This is a genomic window from Kitasatospora sp. NPDC017646, assembly GCF_044329365.1.
In the GTDB taxonomy this organism is placed as follows: domain Bacteria; phylum Actinomycetota; class Actinomycetes; order Streptomycetales; family Streptomycetaceae; genus Kitasatospora.
This window is the reverse complement of record NZ_JBIRJC010000085.1, coordinates 1-13,819: the sequence shown is the minus strand read 5'-3', so window position 1 is coordinate 13,819 and position 13,819 is coordinate 1. Positions and strand designations below refer to the sequence as shown.

The 13,819-nt window shown below is 69.5% G+C and carries 15 protein-coding genes and 1 pseudogene; 4 read left to right on the top strand and 12 right to left on the bottom strand.

Going from position 1 to position 13,819, the window contains the following annotated elements; genetic code table 11:
* Window positions 1-299: 299 nt before the first annotated feature.
* Window positions 300-932, bottom strand: a complete 633-nt coding sequence (locus ACH4J0_RS41875) for a LysE family transporter (RefSeq protein ID WP_396246452.1) — start codon at window positions 930-932, stop codon at window positions 300-302.
* Between the two features lie 356 nt (window positions 933-1,288).
* Window positions 1,289-1,771 (bottom strand): Imm21 family immunity protein, encoded by a 483-nt coding sequence (locus tag ACH4J0_RS41870; protein ID WP_396246451.1) that lies wholly within the window; start codon window positions 1,769-1,771, stop codon window positions 1,289-1,291.
* A gap of 42 nt (window positions 1,772-1,813) precedes the next feature.
* On the opposite strand from ACH4J0_RS41870, the gene ACH4J0_RS41865 reads away from it, so the two are divergent.
* Entirely contained in the window at window positions 1,814-2,179 is a 366-nt protein-coding gene (locus ACH4J0_RS41865; RefSeq protein WP_396246450.1) for a hypothetical protein, read from the top strand.
* A gap of 206 nt (window positions 2,180-2,385) precedes the next feature.
* Here the strand turns inward: ACH4J0_RS41865 and ACH4J0_RS41860 are convergent, their stop codons facing one another.
* The 4 genes from ACH4J0_RS41860 to ACH4J0_RS41845 all read right to left on the bottom strand — a co-directional run bounded on the left by ACH4J0_RS41860 (window position 2,386) and on the right by ACH4J0_RS41845 (window position 7,130).
* Entirely contained in the window at window positions 2,386-4,092 is a 1,707-nt protein-coding gene (locus ACH4J0_RS41860; protein ID WP_396246449.1) for an IS1182 family transposase, read from the bottom strand.
* Window positions 4,093-5,382: 1,290 nt separating this feature from the next.
* The gene (locus ACH4J0_RS41855; RefSeq protein WP_396246448.1) at window positions 5,383-5,796 is read right to left on the bottom strand and encodes a hypothetical protein; all 414 of its coding nucleotides are present in this window, start codon (window positions 5,794-5,796) and stop codon (window positions 5,383-5,385) included.
* 108 nt (window positions 5,797-5,904) lie between these two features.
* The gene (locus tag ACH4J0_RS41850; RefSeq protein ID WP_396246447.1) at window positions 5,905-6,126 is read right to left on the bottom strand and encodes a hypothetical protein; all 222 of its coding nucleotides are present in this window, start codon (window positions 6,124-6,126) and stop codon (window positions 5,905-5,907) included.
* A gap of 107 nt (window positions 6,127-6,233) precedes the next feature.
* The gene (locus ACH4J0_RS41845) at window positions 6,234-7,130 is read right to left on the bottom strand and encodes a hypothetical protein (protein WP_396246446.1); all 897 of its coding nucleotides are present in this window, start codon (window positions 7,128-7,130) and stop codon (window positions 6,234-6,236) included.
* Window positions 7,131-7,788: 658 nt separating this feature from the next.
* On the opposite strand from ACH4J0_RS41845, the gene ACH4J0_RS41840 reads away from it, so the two are divergent.
* Entirely contained in the window at window positions 7,789-8,481 is a 693-nt protein-coding gene (locus ACH4J0_RS41840) for a hypothetical protein (protein WP_396246445.1), read from the top strand.
* Window positions 8,482-8,847: 366 nt separating this feature from the next.
* Here the strand turns inward: ACH4J0_RS41840 and ACH4J0_RS41835 are convergent, their stop codons facing one another.
* The 4 genes from ACH4J0_RS41835 to ACH4J0_RS41820 form a co-directional block, all read right to left on the bottom strand.
* Window positions 8,848-9,609, bottom strand: coding sequence for a hypothetical protein (locus ACH4J0_RS41835; RefSeq protein ID WP_396246444.1), 762 nt, complete (start codon window positions 9,607-9,609; stop codon window positions 8,848-8,850).
* A gap of 139 nt (window positions 9,610-9,748) precedes the next feature.
* A complete protein-coding gene (locus tag ACH4J0_RS41830) occupies window positions 9,749-10,306 on the bottom strand; it encodes a transposase (protein ID WP_396246443.1) in 558 nt (185 codons plus the stop codon).
* A gap of 57 nt (window positions 10,307-10,363) precedes the next feature.
* On the bottom strand, window positions 10,364-10,672 hold the full coding sequence (locus ACH4J0_RS41825; RefSeq protein ID WP_396246442.1) for a winged helix-turn-helix domain-containing protein: 309 nt from the start codon (window positions 10,670-10,672) through the stop codon (window positions 10,364-10,366).
* On the bottom strand, window positions 10,569-10,817 hold the full coding sequence (locus ACH4J0_RS41820; protein ID WP_396246441.1) for a helix-turn-helix domain-containing protein: 249 nt from the start codon (window positions 10,815-10,817) through the stop codon (window positions 10,569-10,571). Before ACH4J0_RS41820 ends, ACH4J0_RS41825 begins: the two co-directional genes overlap by 104 nt.
* 54 nt (window positions 10,818-10,871) lie before the next feature.
* Here ACH4J0_RS41820 and ACH4J0_RS41815 point away from each other — a divergent pair, with 54 nt between their 5' ends.
* Together ACH4J0_RS41815 and ACH4J0_RS41810 are read left to right on the top strand one after the other, a co-directional pair.
* The gene (locus ACH4J0_RS41815) at window positions 10,872-11,858 is read left to right on the top strand and encodes an ISL3 family transposase (protein WP_396246440.1); all 987 of its coding nucleotides are present in this window, start codon (window positions 10,872-10,874) and stop codon (window positions 11,856-11,858) included.
* Entirely contained in the window at window positions 11,855-12,307 is a 453-nt protein-coding gene (locus ACH4J0_RS41810) for a transposase (protein WP_396246439.1), read from the top strand. Before ACH4J0_RS41815 ends, ACH4J0_RS41810 begins: the two co-directional genes overlap by 4 nt.
* Window positions 12,308-12,786: 479 nt before the next feature.
* Here ACH4J0_RS41810 and ACH4J0_RS41805 read toward each other — a convergent pair whose 3' ends face one another.
* Window positions 12,787-13,362, bottom strand: coding sequence for a hypothetical protein (locus tag ACH4J0_RS41805; protein ID WP_396246438.1), 576 nt, complete (start codon window positions 13,360-13,362; stop codon window positions 12,787-12,789).
* Window positions 13,353-13,706 (bottom strand): annotated as a pseudogene (locus ACH4J0_RS41800) (RNA polymerase sigma factor); the annotation flags it as partial. The pseudogene ACH4J0_RS41800 and the gene ACH4J0_RS41805, both read right to left, overlap by 10 nt.
* Window positions 13,707-13,819 lie beyond the last annotated feature (113 nt).

Genomic DNA, 13,819 nt, shown 5'->3' with positions numbered 1-13,819 from the left:
GACGGCGTGGATCAACGACCCGGCCAAGCGCAGGGAACCCGCACCACAAACCTCATAACGTCACGACCGTCTCACTGGACTTGAAATCTTCCGGGGCGCTGACCAGCAGGCAGCTCAACAACCGGCTCAGGGGGACCGGACTCCCGCCGGAGTCCGGTCGGTGCGCGGCCCTGCTTGATCTCTGCACCCAGATGCCCGCCGCGGTTGTCCAGCGCCTGCTCGGCGTCAGCGCGTCTGCGGCTGAGCGCTGGTCGGCCGGACACGTCAGAGCCGCCTACGCGGCCGAGGTGGCCCGCCGATCACGACTGGGCGACCAGTAGGTGGGCGGCAAGTCCAACGATCACGGCGCTGGATGCCAGGGAGGTGAACAAACGGCCGTGAGGACCCGTCAGCACTCGGCCGAGCAGGGCTCCGCCGGCGGCGAGCAGCAGTTGCCAACTGGCGGAGGCTACGAAAGCCGCCAGGATGAACACAGCCTCGTCCCAGTGATCCGGCGCAGTGGTGCCCTGACTGGCGAGCACCAGCGCCGCGAAGTAGATCACGGTGATCGGGTTCATCATCGTGATGCCCAGCAACCCTATATACGCCCGCACCGGACTCATCAGCCTCTGGTCAGCCCTGCCCGTGACCTCCCGCCGGCGGTACTGGACGATGGCCGTCACGGAACTCCGGCATGCCAGCACAACGAGCACCACGGCCGAGGCCCAATGCAGAGGCAGCGTGATCGGCTGGATGGTGGGCGCGAGCGCTGAGCCTCCGACCATGGAGATCAGTGCATACAGGCCGTCAGCGGTCGCGACACCCAAAGCGGCCCAAGCACCGACTCTCAACGACGCCCGCGCAGTGAGGGCCACGAGATAAGTCGCGACCGCTCCCACAGGCATGGCGATGCCATAGCCAGCCAGGAGCCCCGCGACCAGGGCCGCGCTCACGCGCGGTGCAGAGTCGACCTCCGCGGACAGCCGGGCTGCTGCTGGCCCCGCCCCGCAACAGCGGAGGAGGACATCGGCAGCACGGAAACATCGGTCGTGGTCATGGGCAGATCCTCGGGGGCGCCCGGCTAACTGCACAACCCAATTACACGGCTGCCGCAGTCCCTCGGGTCCGGGCTATTCCGCACCACCAGATATCCGAACCTGCCGATACTCGCCCGGGTCGCCAACAAGACCGAGTTCTGTCGCTGGGCACCTTTGCGCACCCGCACCACCCGACCGACGCCAAGGGCCTGTACGCGCCGACGCTCGGCACGGGCGCCTATGCGCTTGACCTTCTCTGCACCAACGCCGCGTCAGGTCAGCTCAACGAATCGGTGGACGCGAAAGGACGTGAGGCGGTCGGGCTCGACGCTTGCCGAGTCCACTCGGTAGCTGCCGGCGCCGAGTTCAAGAACAGTGCTGTCCGTGAGTGTCCCGACCTCGGTGCCGAAGTAGGCGGCGTCGAACATAACGAGCTCGCCCGTGGTTTTCAGAACGGGTCCTTCCTCCCACTCAGCGGTGGGAAGTCCGGCCAGGACGATGTCAGCGACGCCTTCCTCGCTTTCTGCGCAGCACCAGCGGACGAGGACTCGGTGCTCGTGAAGGTAGGCGGTGGAGAGCGGTTCATCCCCGAGGACGAGCGCCTCGGCGTCACCAGGGAGGGCGAGGACACCGACCAGTTCCACCACCTCGCAGGCCCGGTCGTAGTCGCCCTCCGTTCCCGACCAGTGCGACAGGGCATCGCGTGGAACCACGATGAACGGGCCGCCCTCCGTCTCCAACCACGTCAAGGCCATGCCGCCTCCAGCTCCGAGATCTCCGTTCCGTCGCGACAGCGTATGCGCCGGAAGGGGGCGCCGACGGCCGAGGACGTGGCCGCCGGGGCGAGCCCGCGGCGGGGATGGGCCGCGTGCCTGGCCCACGTCAGCCAGTACCACCTGGTCCTCGCCGCGCTTCTCGCCCTGGTGCGGCTGTTCATCCCGCTGCCGTTGTCGATGACCGGCTTGGCCGCCGGGTTCGCCTGGTCGGCGGCAACTCATGCCCTGTTGGACCGGCGGTGGTCGGTGCGCTGGCTGCTGCAGCGCACCGGCTCGCCGGCCTTCGCCGAGCTGCGGACGGCCGGGCTCAATGGAATGTATTTGGCAGATCAGGCCCTGCATTCCGGAGCACTGCTCGTCTCGGCGCTGCTGATCACACGTCTGTGACCTGGGGTTCTTGATGAGGGATCACCGGGAGGCCGAGCAAAACGGGGCCCTAACGCTGGAAGCGTCGTGCCTGCTCGCGCTTGCTTCGCAGGAAGGCGAGGGTGAGGTCGAGTCCTTCGATCTCACCCTGCCAGCCCTCGGCGGTAGCCCGATCGCGGCGTGCGAGGAGATCTTGCTCGACTCTGTTGCTTAATTCGGGTTGGTGATCAAGCTGCGAGTTGGTGAGCGAGTCGTGTGAGTCGGCTGGTCCGCGGGCGTCGGGCCTGATCGGTCCAGTGGGCGTCGAGCCGGATGACGTTGATCGCGGTGGCGGAGTAGGCGTGTTGCAGGCTGACCTTGGGCAGGCCGCGGTAGCGGGCCCGGCGCAACCCGGTGGCGTCGAGGGCCTGGTTGATCGTGCCCTCGATCCCGGCGCGGAGGGCGTACTTGGCCTGCCAGGTGTCGGTCTTCTGCTCGGCGCGGGCGGCGGCGACAGTCCCGTGCAGCTCGCGGGGTCGCAGGGTGAGCATGCGGTTGCCGCGCGCGGCGGTGGTGCACTTGCGGCGGGAAGGGCAGGGGCTGCAGTCAGCTCGGGCGAACTCGATCACGATGGCGTCGTGGCCGTGCTGCTGGACGGGATACCAGCCGGTGCTGGTACGGCTTTCAGGGCAGCGGACCTGACGAGCTGTCCAGTCGATGCGGAAGGCGCTCTTGTCGAAGCCTTCGGCGGCCCGGGCCTGCGCGGAGTGGCCGGCCAGCAGCGGTGTGATCATGGTGATGCCCTCGCCTGCGGCGGCGGTGACCAGCTCGGCGCAGGGGTAGCCGGAGTCGAGGTAGTGCTCGCCCGGCTTGACCTGTCGCTCTGTCAGGCGCTGTTGGACGCCGGCGGTGGCGCTCACGTCCGGTGCGGTCGAGACGGTGGTGGTCACATCGGTGATCAGGTTCGGGGCCTGGGCGTCGGCTCCGGCCGCAGGTGCGGCGCCGGTGGTGCCGTCGTCGCAGGTTTCGGTGAGGTGGACCTTGTAGCCGCACCAGAACAGCTCGTCTCCTTTGGCGGACCAGCGCGCGTCGCGGTCATAGGGGGAGGCGAGCCGCAGATGGCCGGGCGGGATGCCGTCCACCTCGGCCTCCCGCTTCCTGACCACCTCCCGTCCCCGGGCGTCGGTGTGCACGTAGTAGGTCTGCATGAAGATCCGCCGCAGCAGCTGGACTGCCTCGATCTCCCGCAGCCACACCGGGGCGTCGGGCGCGTGGATCGCGTGCAGCAGTGCGAGCGCGTCCTGGCCGTAGACCTCGGCCAGCCGGTCCCGCTTCGTCTTCGACGTGGGCAGCCGCCATGAGTCGACCCTGGCCGCATACCGCAGTTCCAGCTCCGTTACCGGCATCGCCTGCCCGAGCCAGGACGGGGCCGCGACGGCCAGCGCCTCCAGCGCCGCGCGCACGCTCTCCCCGGCCAGCTCCAGCCGGTTCAGGTCCCGCACCGCGCTGATGACATGGGTGGAGTCGGTGCGCTGCTTGCCCCCGGCGCCGATCAGCCCCTCCTGGCGGCAGTGTTCCACCAGCCGGTCGAAGACCAGGCGCTCCATGCCGTGCTCGACCAACCGGGCCCGGAACTTCGCGAGCACCGTGAAGTCGAACCCCGGATCGGTCAGCTCCAGGCCGATCGCGTACTTCCAGTCGATCGCCCGGACCACCGTCCCGGCTGCCTGGCGGTCGGTCAGGTTCTCGGCGAACTGCAGCACCGTGACCAGCGCCAGCATCCCCGGTGACAGGCCCGGCGCCCCGCACACCCCAAACGCGGACACGAACGGCTCGTCCGCGAAGACCTCCGCCAGCTTCTCCCGCACCCGCATCGCCAGCGTCCCCTTCGGGAAAGCCGCCGCCGCGACCAGCGCCGTCTGCTCCGGGACCTCCGGCAGTCCCGCCCCCCTCATCGACACCCGCACCACCCCCGCGACCGCCTGCCCACGAGACGACCGCAGGAGCGATCATGCCGCAGTCAACCGACCTGCGGTCCGAATTGAGCAACAGAGTCATCGCCCGCGGCGAGAAGACCGTCGAAGTACGTGTCCAGGACGACTCCATGAAACGGGTCCGCGTCTGGGCCGGGAAGGGGTCGGCGTCCACCCAGGACTGCCAGACGCGACGGCTGTTCGGCAGTTCGGGGCGGTCGAGGAGCATCCGCACGTACCCGGCGTGGCGGCAGGCCCACGGGTCGTCCGACGCGGCCGCGCGGTCGAGCCTGGCACGCAGGTCGGCGCTGTCGACGGCGCGGGCGATCCGCACGTACTCGCGGTCCTTGCAGCGGTACGGGCGGTTGACCACGATCTCCACCAGGTCGGTGAGCTTCGCCCGGCTCGGCCCGTCCAGGCGGGCGCGGGACAGATCGCGGAGGAGAACCTCCTTCGTCCCCCACGCCTTCGCGTGCCGCGTCCACTCCTCCGGGAACCGGGCCTCCCACTCCAGGAAGAGCAAGGCGTAGGGCAGCCCCGGCCAGGCGCCCAGGTCACCAACCTCGAACCGACTCCACAGGCCGTCCGGCAGCGAATGCCGCCGGGCCTCGCGGATCAGCTGGTACGCCCGCAGAACCTCGGGGTGTCGGTACCGCTCGTCCGTCCCCAACGGCAACGTCAGCCGCCACACCGCGTTGTACCGGTCGAACGCACCGTGGACCTCCTGCCGGGCCTTCACCAGCCTGGCGAGCGCGCCCGCCCGCTCGGCCGGATCGTCCGCGACCAGCCCGAACGCCCAGCCCAACCGCTCGTCCCACGCCCGGGCGTCGTCGCCCGCCACCGCATCCTCAGCCACGCCGGAGATCATCCCCCGGCACCACCCGGCCGCTCCACCGATAAATCCGGTCGATCCGGAAGCCGCACGGACCGTCAGTCGTCGGCCGATCCGCCGTGCTCCGCGAGCCACGCGCGGGCGATCGAGCCCAGTTCGGCATCGCGGCCGGAGAGCACCATGCCGATCATCCGCGCGTCCCCGCGCAGGGACCAGCCCACCTGACCCGCCCGCGGGACAACCCACAAGCCGGGCACCCGAGACCGGACAGCACCCCGCCCCAGTCCCCACGCGACAACCCGGCTGGCACCAGCCGGACGCGAGAACAAGAGCAGCCAGCTGGCCTCGTCGGCGCTCCGGTCGACGGGCCGGCTCTTCCCCGTGGCCATGTCGTGAGCCCAGACCAGGTCCGACAGGACTCGGCGGGCGTGGGCTCCTCATCAGGGGCGGTCCGGTCGGCGGACGATCAGCAGGCGCGGTGAGGGCAGCAAGAAGGCGGCGCAGCCGATCTGGAACAGAATGCCGATCAGCGCCCACCCGCTGATGAACAGCACGAACATCGGCGGCCCGCACCACAGGACGGTGACGACGGGCCGATGGAGTTCGCTCTCCCTCTTCGGCGCGGAGAGAAGGAGCAGCAGCAGCGACGGCACGCCGAACCACCCGAACAGGAGCAGCCCCAGGTCGATGAAGCCGGTCAGGAACTCCGATCCGGAGAGCTCACCGGCATGTGCCAGCCAGAGCGCGCAACCACCGGCCGTGGCACTCCATCCACAGCCAAGGGCGAACAGATAGCGGACGGCGGCTCGAATGAACCACGCCAGGGCGCTCTCGGTTCTCAGCACGGCACCCATGGCCGCTCCACCCCTTCGGCAGCTCCAACAGGAGCATCATCCTCGCAGTATATTTGAACGCGTTCAATAGCTTCCCCTGGGTGGCCTCTGTTCGAGTGACGGGGTTACTCATGAGCCACCCCAGCCATCTGAACCGGCATCAACCGGGACAGATCCTCTGTACGACGTCGCCCTGGCTGGTAGCTGACGTGCGCCCAGGCGGCCGGCGGCCTGCAGGGTCGGCAGGTCGGTCGGATCGGTGTCCTCGGTGATTCCCTCCTCGGCGAGCAGCGGGGCGATCTCTCGCCACATCTCGTCGGCCAGACCGGTGCGCTGCCGGGTGGCGAGCAAGGCGGGAGGGTTCGAGCGCGCCGACTCTCCTGCTCCTCTTCTTCGGCGCTCCGGTGCCCGGACTTCCCCCGGGAAACGGTAGGTGTCACCGTCCCGTCTCCACGTGGTCAGAGCAACAAGCCGCCCAGCCAGCTGGAGGGGAACCAGCCCTGAAGGGAGCGCAGTTCGGGTTCGGTGGCGGGATGGGTTGCCAGGATGGCCTGGCGGACCTCGCCGCCCCCGCTGAGGGTGCTCAGCGCGCTGCCGGCGCCGGCCAGCGTGATCGTGAGGCCGTCGCGCTGCAGAACGTACCGGTTCGCTCCATCGGACCACAGGCCGCCCGGCTCCGGCAGGCAGGGGGTGAACGGGCTGGTGGTGAGGTTCTCTCCGTCCGCGGACAGCAGAGGGCGGCCGCAGGGGTCGTTGTAGCCCGGGGAGACCGTCTCGACCGCGGCCTTGTCGAAGCCGTCGCCGAGTCCGCCGCTGCCGGCGTAGAGGTCCGCCGGGCCACTGAGCACGAAGACCGCCCGGTGTCCGTCCCCGCTGACCCCGGTGACCAGCACATCCGCTGAGAGGACCGGCCGCAGCAGGGACCGGGACGGGATATCGGCCCCGCGCAGCAGGTCCTGGACCCCCACCTCCCGCTGCATCGCCCGCAGCGGGAACGCGAGCACGAACACGCCCAGCAGCGTGCCGACGGCCGCCAGCAGGGCGGCACGTGAGCGCAGCACCACGGCGCCGGCCAGGGCGAAGGACGGGAGGGCGAACACCAGCACGCTCAGCAGGCCCGGGCGGAAGGGCAGCAGAAGGGCCAGTGCGTGGGTAGCGGCGAGGCCGAGCGCCATCGGCGCGGGCGCCAGCAGCCAGCGCCACCGGGGGGCGGTCGGCTGCAGGGCGTGGACGCTGACGAAGTACGCCGGTATGACGACCGCGAGCATCACCACCAGGTGCAGGATTCCGGGGACGCGCCCCCCGCCGCCGAGCTCGAAGTGCTGGGCGACACTGCCGATGGCCACCGAGATCAACGACGGCAGGGCACAGGCCGCACCGAGGATGGCGACCCGCCGACGCCGTGTCGAGGTTGGACGAACCGGTACGCGCCCCCGTGCTGTGACCGTTTCCGGATTTTGCGGTTCGACCGCGGCCATCGCTTCCCCCTGGCGTTCGGCACCTTCGAGCCATCAGTGGGACGAGCGCCGTGCCGATCTTGGTTGCGGCAGGCGGGCGGGTGTAGCACGAAGTCTCGAGAATTCCCTGGCTTGTTCCGCCGAGCACCTGACGGCCGCCGTCCTGCGTCGGAAGGTCGTATCCCGTGGGTCCGACTACCGTCCGTGCGGATCGCCGGCACGATGCGCGGCGACCGACTTGGGCAGCGCAAGACGGTGGATAGGACCTGACGGGCTCATCGACCGTCCACGGCAGCACCAGATCGGCCAGTACCCGGACGCCGGACTGGTCACCCTGGCGGTGATGCAGGCCTGTTCGGCCATGCCTTCGAACCGCCGTGGATCTGCTGTGCGCGCTTCCCCGGAGCTACTCCCCAGGGAGTAGCGGAACCGCCTCCATCGGTACGACGACGCCACACGGCAGTTCCGGGTTTGCTGGGCAAGCCGCGACAGCAGGGGGTGCGACCTCTGTCGATGCGGGCGCTCCTGTGGGGTCGGACTCGGAATGTGGGGGGACATGGAGAACAGAAATCTACGCCGGGGGTGGCGACTCGGCGGCCCGGTCTTCGTGGTCGGCTTCATCGCCAGCCTGGTTCTCGGAGCGGTGCTGGCCAGGGGCTCCGTCTTCCTGCCCACCGCTACCGTGGGCCAGTTGCGGGACTACTACGAGCACAGCGGTACGGCGGTTGCTGTGTCGTCGCTGCTCCAGCTGGTCGCCGCTGCAGGACTGCTCCGGTTCGGCCTCGGGGTATCCGCCGCAGTGGGTGCCGATCGCCACGCGCGGTACGCGATCTGGCTCGCCGCCGGAGCCTTCGCGGTGTCGAGCGCGCTGGCACTGGCCCTGGCAGCGGTCGCGAGCCGTGCGGACGACGCCACCCTTGTCGTCCTAGCCAGGCTCACGCTCGCGGTGGGCGGCCCGTTCCACCTGACCGGGCTCGCCGGGCTGCTGTGGTACGTCTCGCGACGCGCGCAGGCCCAGGGACGCGGGCCACGGTGGCTACTTCTCTTCGGTGCCGCCGCCGGCCCCCTGCTGCTGTTCTCCCTGATCGCGATACCGGTGCCCGTGGTGACCAGGGTGGAGCCGCTGTGGCGGTTGCTCGCCGCGGTGTGGATCACCGGTGTCAGCGCGGGCGGGCTCGGTCGGGCCGCCTCCGGCGCCCCCGGCGCTGTATCACCTCGCACCGAGAGGGAGTCGTCGGCCAAGGGCTGAGGCCTTGTCAGTGGCGTCAGGTGCCGGGAGCCGCCGGGGCCACGGCCGGCAGGCGGCGAAGCGGAGACCGCGGCGATACACCGGACCCGAGCCGGGCCAGGAGACGGAGCGGATGCACAACGAGGTCGACAGGACCATACGAGCAACAGCCGCATGGCGCCCCGCATCGCCCGGCACCGGAGACAAACGGCCATCAGTCAAACTTCGCGGAGGCAGGTCAGCGGCGCGCGCTGCTCTACAAGCCACACAGCCTCACAGGCCGCCCTACAGGCAGGTGTGGACGGTCACGTAATTCGGCTCTGTCGCTGATCTTGTGACGGCTCCACCTGGCCGGAGTGCCTCGGGCCCGGCACCTCTGCCCCACGGTCAGTAGATGTAGTCGGGCCAATGTGGATCTTCCCAGCGGGCGGGCCCGGTGAGGCCGATCAACCTCAGACGGTGGAGTAGATCCTCCGGTGCGTTGTGTGCCCTCAGTCGGGCGGGGGCATGGCGGGTGAGCCAGGAAGTGAGCACGGCCACCATGGCGTCCCTGTCGTGCCGCGTGCGCCAGGGGAGCTTGTCGGCGAGTAGGTCGTAGTCCCATGAGTCGACGGCCTCCGCGAGGTTCTGGTCGGCCATCGGGTGCTCCAGCGCCTCCCAGACGTCGAGCCAGGGGCTCAGTACGCCGGACGCCTCGACACATAGGACGAGGGTCTGGTGCGTGGGCGCGACGGCATCGGGGGTGACGAGGCTGTGGACCCAGATTGCGTGCAGGAACTCCCGCACAGCCGCGGCCTGCTCCCGGGGCCATTCCTGCCAGCGCCCGCGGGCGAGCGAGACACCGATCTCGTCCCGGTACACGAACGACTCGGATCGGCTGTCGACGACGGCGCACGCGAGCTGAGGCAGGATGCGGCGGAGCACCGCGCCGTGGTCGGTCCAGTCGGGGGCCCACCAGGTCCGTCGGAGAAGGTCAGGATCGAGCCTCACACCCGGGACCTTGAGGAGGGCGAGCTCTTCCGCGCCGCCCCAGTGGCACTCGCAGTTCGACTCCTCGGGGTGCGCAGTTGCCCCGCGGAAGACGAGTGCGAGGCCCTCCAGGGCCGCGTTGAGGCGAAGCTTCGCACGTCGGGCGTGCAAGTCGGTCATCGGCGTTCACCTTCAGGACTCCGCCAGCCCGCTTCTGGCGAAGATCACTACGCTACCGGCCCACGGGCCGGTACGACCAACCGGCTGCCGGGTCAGGGCGTGAGGAGTATGCGCTTCTGAGGTTGAACCAGCAGGGTGATTACGAGGGTTGAAGTATCAGGCCGGTCTCGGCGATGAAGCCATCGATGAGGGCGGGGCGGTACTGCATCTTCTTGAGTCGGGTCCGGATGGCGGCGGCGAGCTGGTCGGTGGAGTGGGGCGCGAGGTTGGCCAGGCTCTTCTTCAGGTGCGCCCACACGCCTTCGGCGGGGTTCAGGTCCGGGGCGTACGCGGGGAGGCGGAAGACGGTCAGCCAGGACCGGGCCGCGATGAGCTCGCGCATCGCGTGGTCGGTGTGGGTGGTGGCGTTGTCCCACACCAGCACGATCGGGCTGCCGAGTTGCTGGTGTGCGGCGTCCAGCAGACGGGCGAGCTCCTTCTCGCGGAAGCCCTTCTTCTCGCCCTTGCGGCCGTGGGGGACGAGCATCCGGTAGATCAGCCGGGAGGGCCGGCCAGGTCGGGTGCACACGAGCCCGGCGAGCGAGACACGGCCCGAGCCCTTGCCGGCGACTTTCACGATGGGTGTGACCCCTTTGTGGGACCAGGTGCGCGCCTTCGGCGGCCTCAGCGACTGACCGGCCTCGTCCTCGAAGAGCACCCATGCGCCCTGGTCCCGTGCCGTTTTCCCACCTCAGGCCAGGTCCCCTCCCGCCAGTCAGCCACCGCCGCCTAAGTCGCGCTCCACCGCGCGGTGCACCGGAACCTGAACGCTCCAACCGATGCGATGCAACACCAGCGACATGCCCTTCAGACTGTAGGAGACCTTGAACAGCCGGTGGACGAGCACCACGATCCGCGCCAGGGTCCAGCGCTGGTCCTCCGTCCAGCCATGTACCGCCGGCCCACGCTCCAACTCGTCCTCAAGCCGAGCCAGTTGTGCCGCGTCCAGCCGACACAGCGGGCCCTGCGATCCCTTGGAGACCAGGGCTTCGACCCCGCCGTCCCGCCCTGGCATACCAGGCATAGGCAGACTTCCTCGACACCCGCAGACGCCGCGCGACCTCCGGCGGCTGCACCCCCTGCTCAAACAGCTCCGCGGCCTCGAAACGCACCCGTTCCCGCTTCGCCCGCCCCACAGCGGTCAATCCGCCGCCATCCGCGTACCTCATACCCATGGAGTAGCGAAAGGATCACCACTTGTCACCCCCTCAAGACAATCTCAGTTGCGGAGGAAGTCGAGGTTGGCTCGTCCGAATCCTTGCCTTTTAAGTAATTTCGTCCGCCGGTTCCGGTGTCGCGAACCGTCGTGCCCGAGGGCCACGTTCGTCGAGCAGGCAGCCGGGCTGACGTTCCGCCACGGACGGCGAACCCAGGGACTGCACGCCGCGTTGCAGCGCCTGGCATTGATGCTGGCTGGGCGAGCCGGATCGCGCCTCGCGGACACGCTCGCCGTTCCGGTGAGCCGCTCGACGCTGCTGCGGCTGATACGTGCCCTGCCCGAGCGGGCAGCGGCGACGCCGCGAGTGCTGGGCATCGACGAGTTCGCCCTGCGGAAAGGGCCCGACTACGGCACCATCCTGATCGACATCGAGACGCCCAAGCCCGTCGACCTGCTGCCGGACCGCACGACGTCGACGGTGGCCCGGTGGCTCGCCGAGCATCCCGGTGTCAAGGTGATCTGCAGGGACCGGTCTCCCGCCTTCGCCGAGGCCGGTCGCCTCGGTGCCCCGGAGGCGGTCCATGTCGCAGATCGCTGGCACATCTGGTCGAACCTGGCCGAGGCTGTCGAGAAGACCGTCGTCCAGCACCGAGCCCTGCTGCGTGAGCCGAGCGACAACACCACCGCCACGGCCGCCGCGGTCATGGAGAACCTGGACCTCGAAGCGGCATCGCCGATGGAACCGCGGACCACCGGCCGGCTGTCCGACCGGGTCCGCGAACAGCACGCGGCCGTCCACGCCCTGCTTGACCAGGGCATCGCACTGCGGGTGATCACCCGCCAGCTCGGGCTGGCGCGGAACACTGTCCGCCGCTACCGCATGCGGCGTGCGCGGACGAGCTCCTGGTCGGGCGGTGGACCGGCCGCGCCAGCATCCTCGATCCCTACAAGCCATACCTGCACCAGCGATGGGCCGAAGGCTGCACCGTCGCCCACCGGCTGTTCGAGGAAGTACGCGAGCGCGGATACCCCGGCGGCGAGAACGTCGTGAAGGTCTACGCGGCCAAGCTCCGCGAGAGCCTCCCGCACGTCCCACCCCGCAAGGCACCATCGGTGCGGGACGTGACCAGCTGGCTCACCCGCCGCCCCGACCGCCTCACCGAGGGCCAGGCCCAGCAACTCAAGGCGATCCTGGCCCGGTGCCCGGCACTCGACCGAACCGCCCACCACGTCCGCGCGTTCGCCGAGCTGATGAACAACCGCGAAGGCTGGCAATTGGACAAGTGGATCGTGGCCGTCCAGGCCGACGACCTGCCCGCTCTGCACACCTTCGTCACCGGCCTCGGCCAGGACCTCGACGCCGTCATCGCCGGCCTCAGCCTCCGTTACAGCTCCGGCGCAGTCGAGGGCCACAACAACAAGATCAAAATGCTGAAGCGGCAGATGTTCGGCCGCGCCAACTTCGACCTGCTCCGCCTTCGCGTCCTCCACGCGGCATGACGTCGCCGGTGGTTGCGGCGTGGATGGTCACGTGCTGGTGGTGGATGGTGATGGTGTTGAGCGCGACGTTGTCGGTGTGGTGGAACCAGAGGTTCTGGAGGAGAGCGTGAGCCACGACCGTTCATGATCTCGGTTCTGGTGACGCTCCGTGGCTCTGGCACGGAAAGTGATCCAGAACCACGGTTCAACCGACGCCGACATTCGGACCAGACGAGTCGACGAACGTCACATCGTGGAGATCCAGCGCCAGCATCGGAGGCACCGGCCGGGCCGCCACCATGCGATGCGCGACATGTCGGAAGACGGGGACCTGGTCCATGTCCAGCTCGCCCACACGCCAAAATCGGCCGGGCGAGGCTGTCCCGGGCCGCGACGGTGAACACGCCGACGTCGTCGATCTCAGCGCTCCCCTCGATCCGTGCGTCCCTGCTGGCGTGGCCCCTGGACGTCGCGGTGCGGGTGCCCTCCTGCCCTCTCGCTCAGGTCACGGAGTCGGTGCCGGGTACGAGGTCGGTGATGCACAGGTCGACGGCGCGCACACTGAGGCCGAGATCACGGTGGGCGGTGGTGAGGATGGTGCGGCGAACGGTGTCGGCCTGTCCGGGCAAGGGGCGGTCGTAGGTGGCCAGAAGGGTCATGGTGATGGCCACTTCGCCTCCGGACAGGGGTGTGAGGCGGCAGCTGGCGGCGAGTGCCTCGCAGGTGGTGTCGACGGCGTGGCGTAGTGCTTTGGCTGCGTTCGCTTCGGTGATGTGGGTGGGCCTGATCGAGGGAAGTGGCAGGAGGCGGCCGGGGTGGGGGTGGGCGCGGACGGCGGCCAGGACGCGGGGCATGAGTCCGGCTGGGGGGCTTGGGGGCGTCGCGGTGAGGGCGTGGACGGCGCGGTTGGTTTCGGCCAGGCCCTGGCGGGCTTGGCGGCAGGAGGGGCACGCGGCGGCGGTGGTCTGGTCGTCCCAGGCGTGGCTCAGCAGGTGTCCGCAGGGCAGGAGGCTGTCGCCTGGCCAGCGCGGTGGCGTGTGGCGGGGAGGGTGGGCGGGGAGGTGGTTCAGCGCCATGAGGCCATCGCCTCCTGAAGGGACCGGCGGGCGCGGAAGAGGCGGCCGCGGACGGTCGGTTCCGGGACCCCGGTGATGTGGCAGATGTCGCGGTAGGACAGGCCGTGCAGTTCGTAGAGCACCCAGCAGGTGCGCTGGTGATCGGGCAGGCGGCCGAGAGCGGTGAGGAGGGCGCGGGCCAGGGCGGCGGTTTCGGCGGCGGCGCTGGGGGCGCAGACGGGGTCGGGGTCGGTGGGTTCGGGCACGGTGTGCAGGGGGAGGGCGGAGCGGTGGCGGCGCTTGGCGTTGAGGCAGCGGTTGACGGTGATGCGGTAGATCCAGGTGTGGAAGGACGCCTGGTGACGGAAGGAGGGGAGGCATTGTGAATCGCTGCGGGTTCTGTAGAGACTCTAGGTTGTGGCTGTGACCTGCAGGTTTGGTTGTTGTTGGCTGTAGTACGCGGCTTCGTACTCGACGG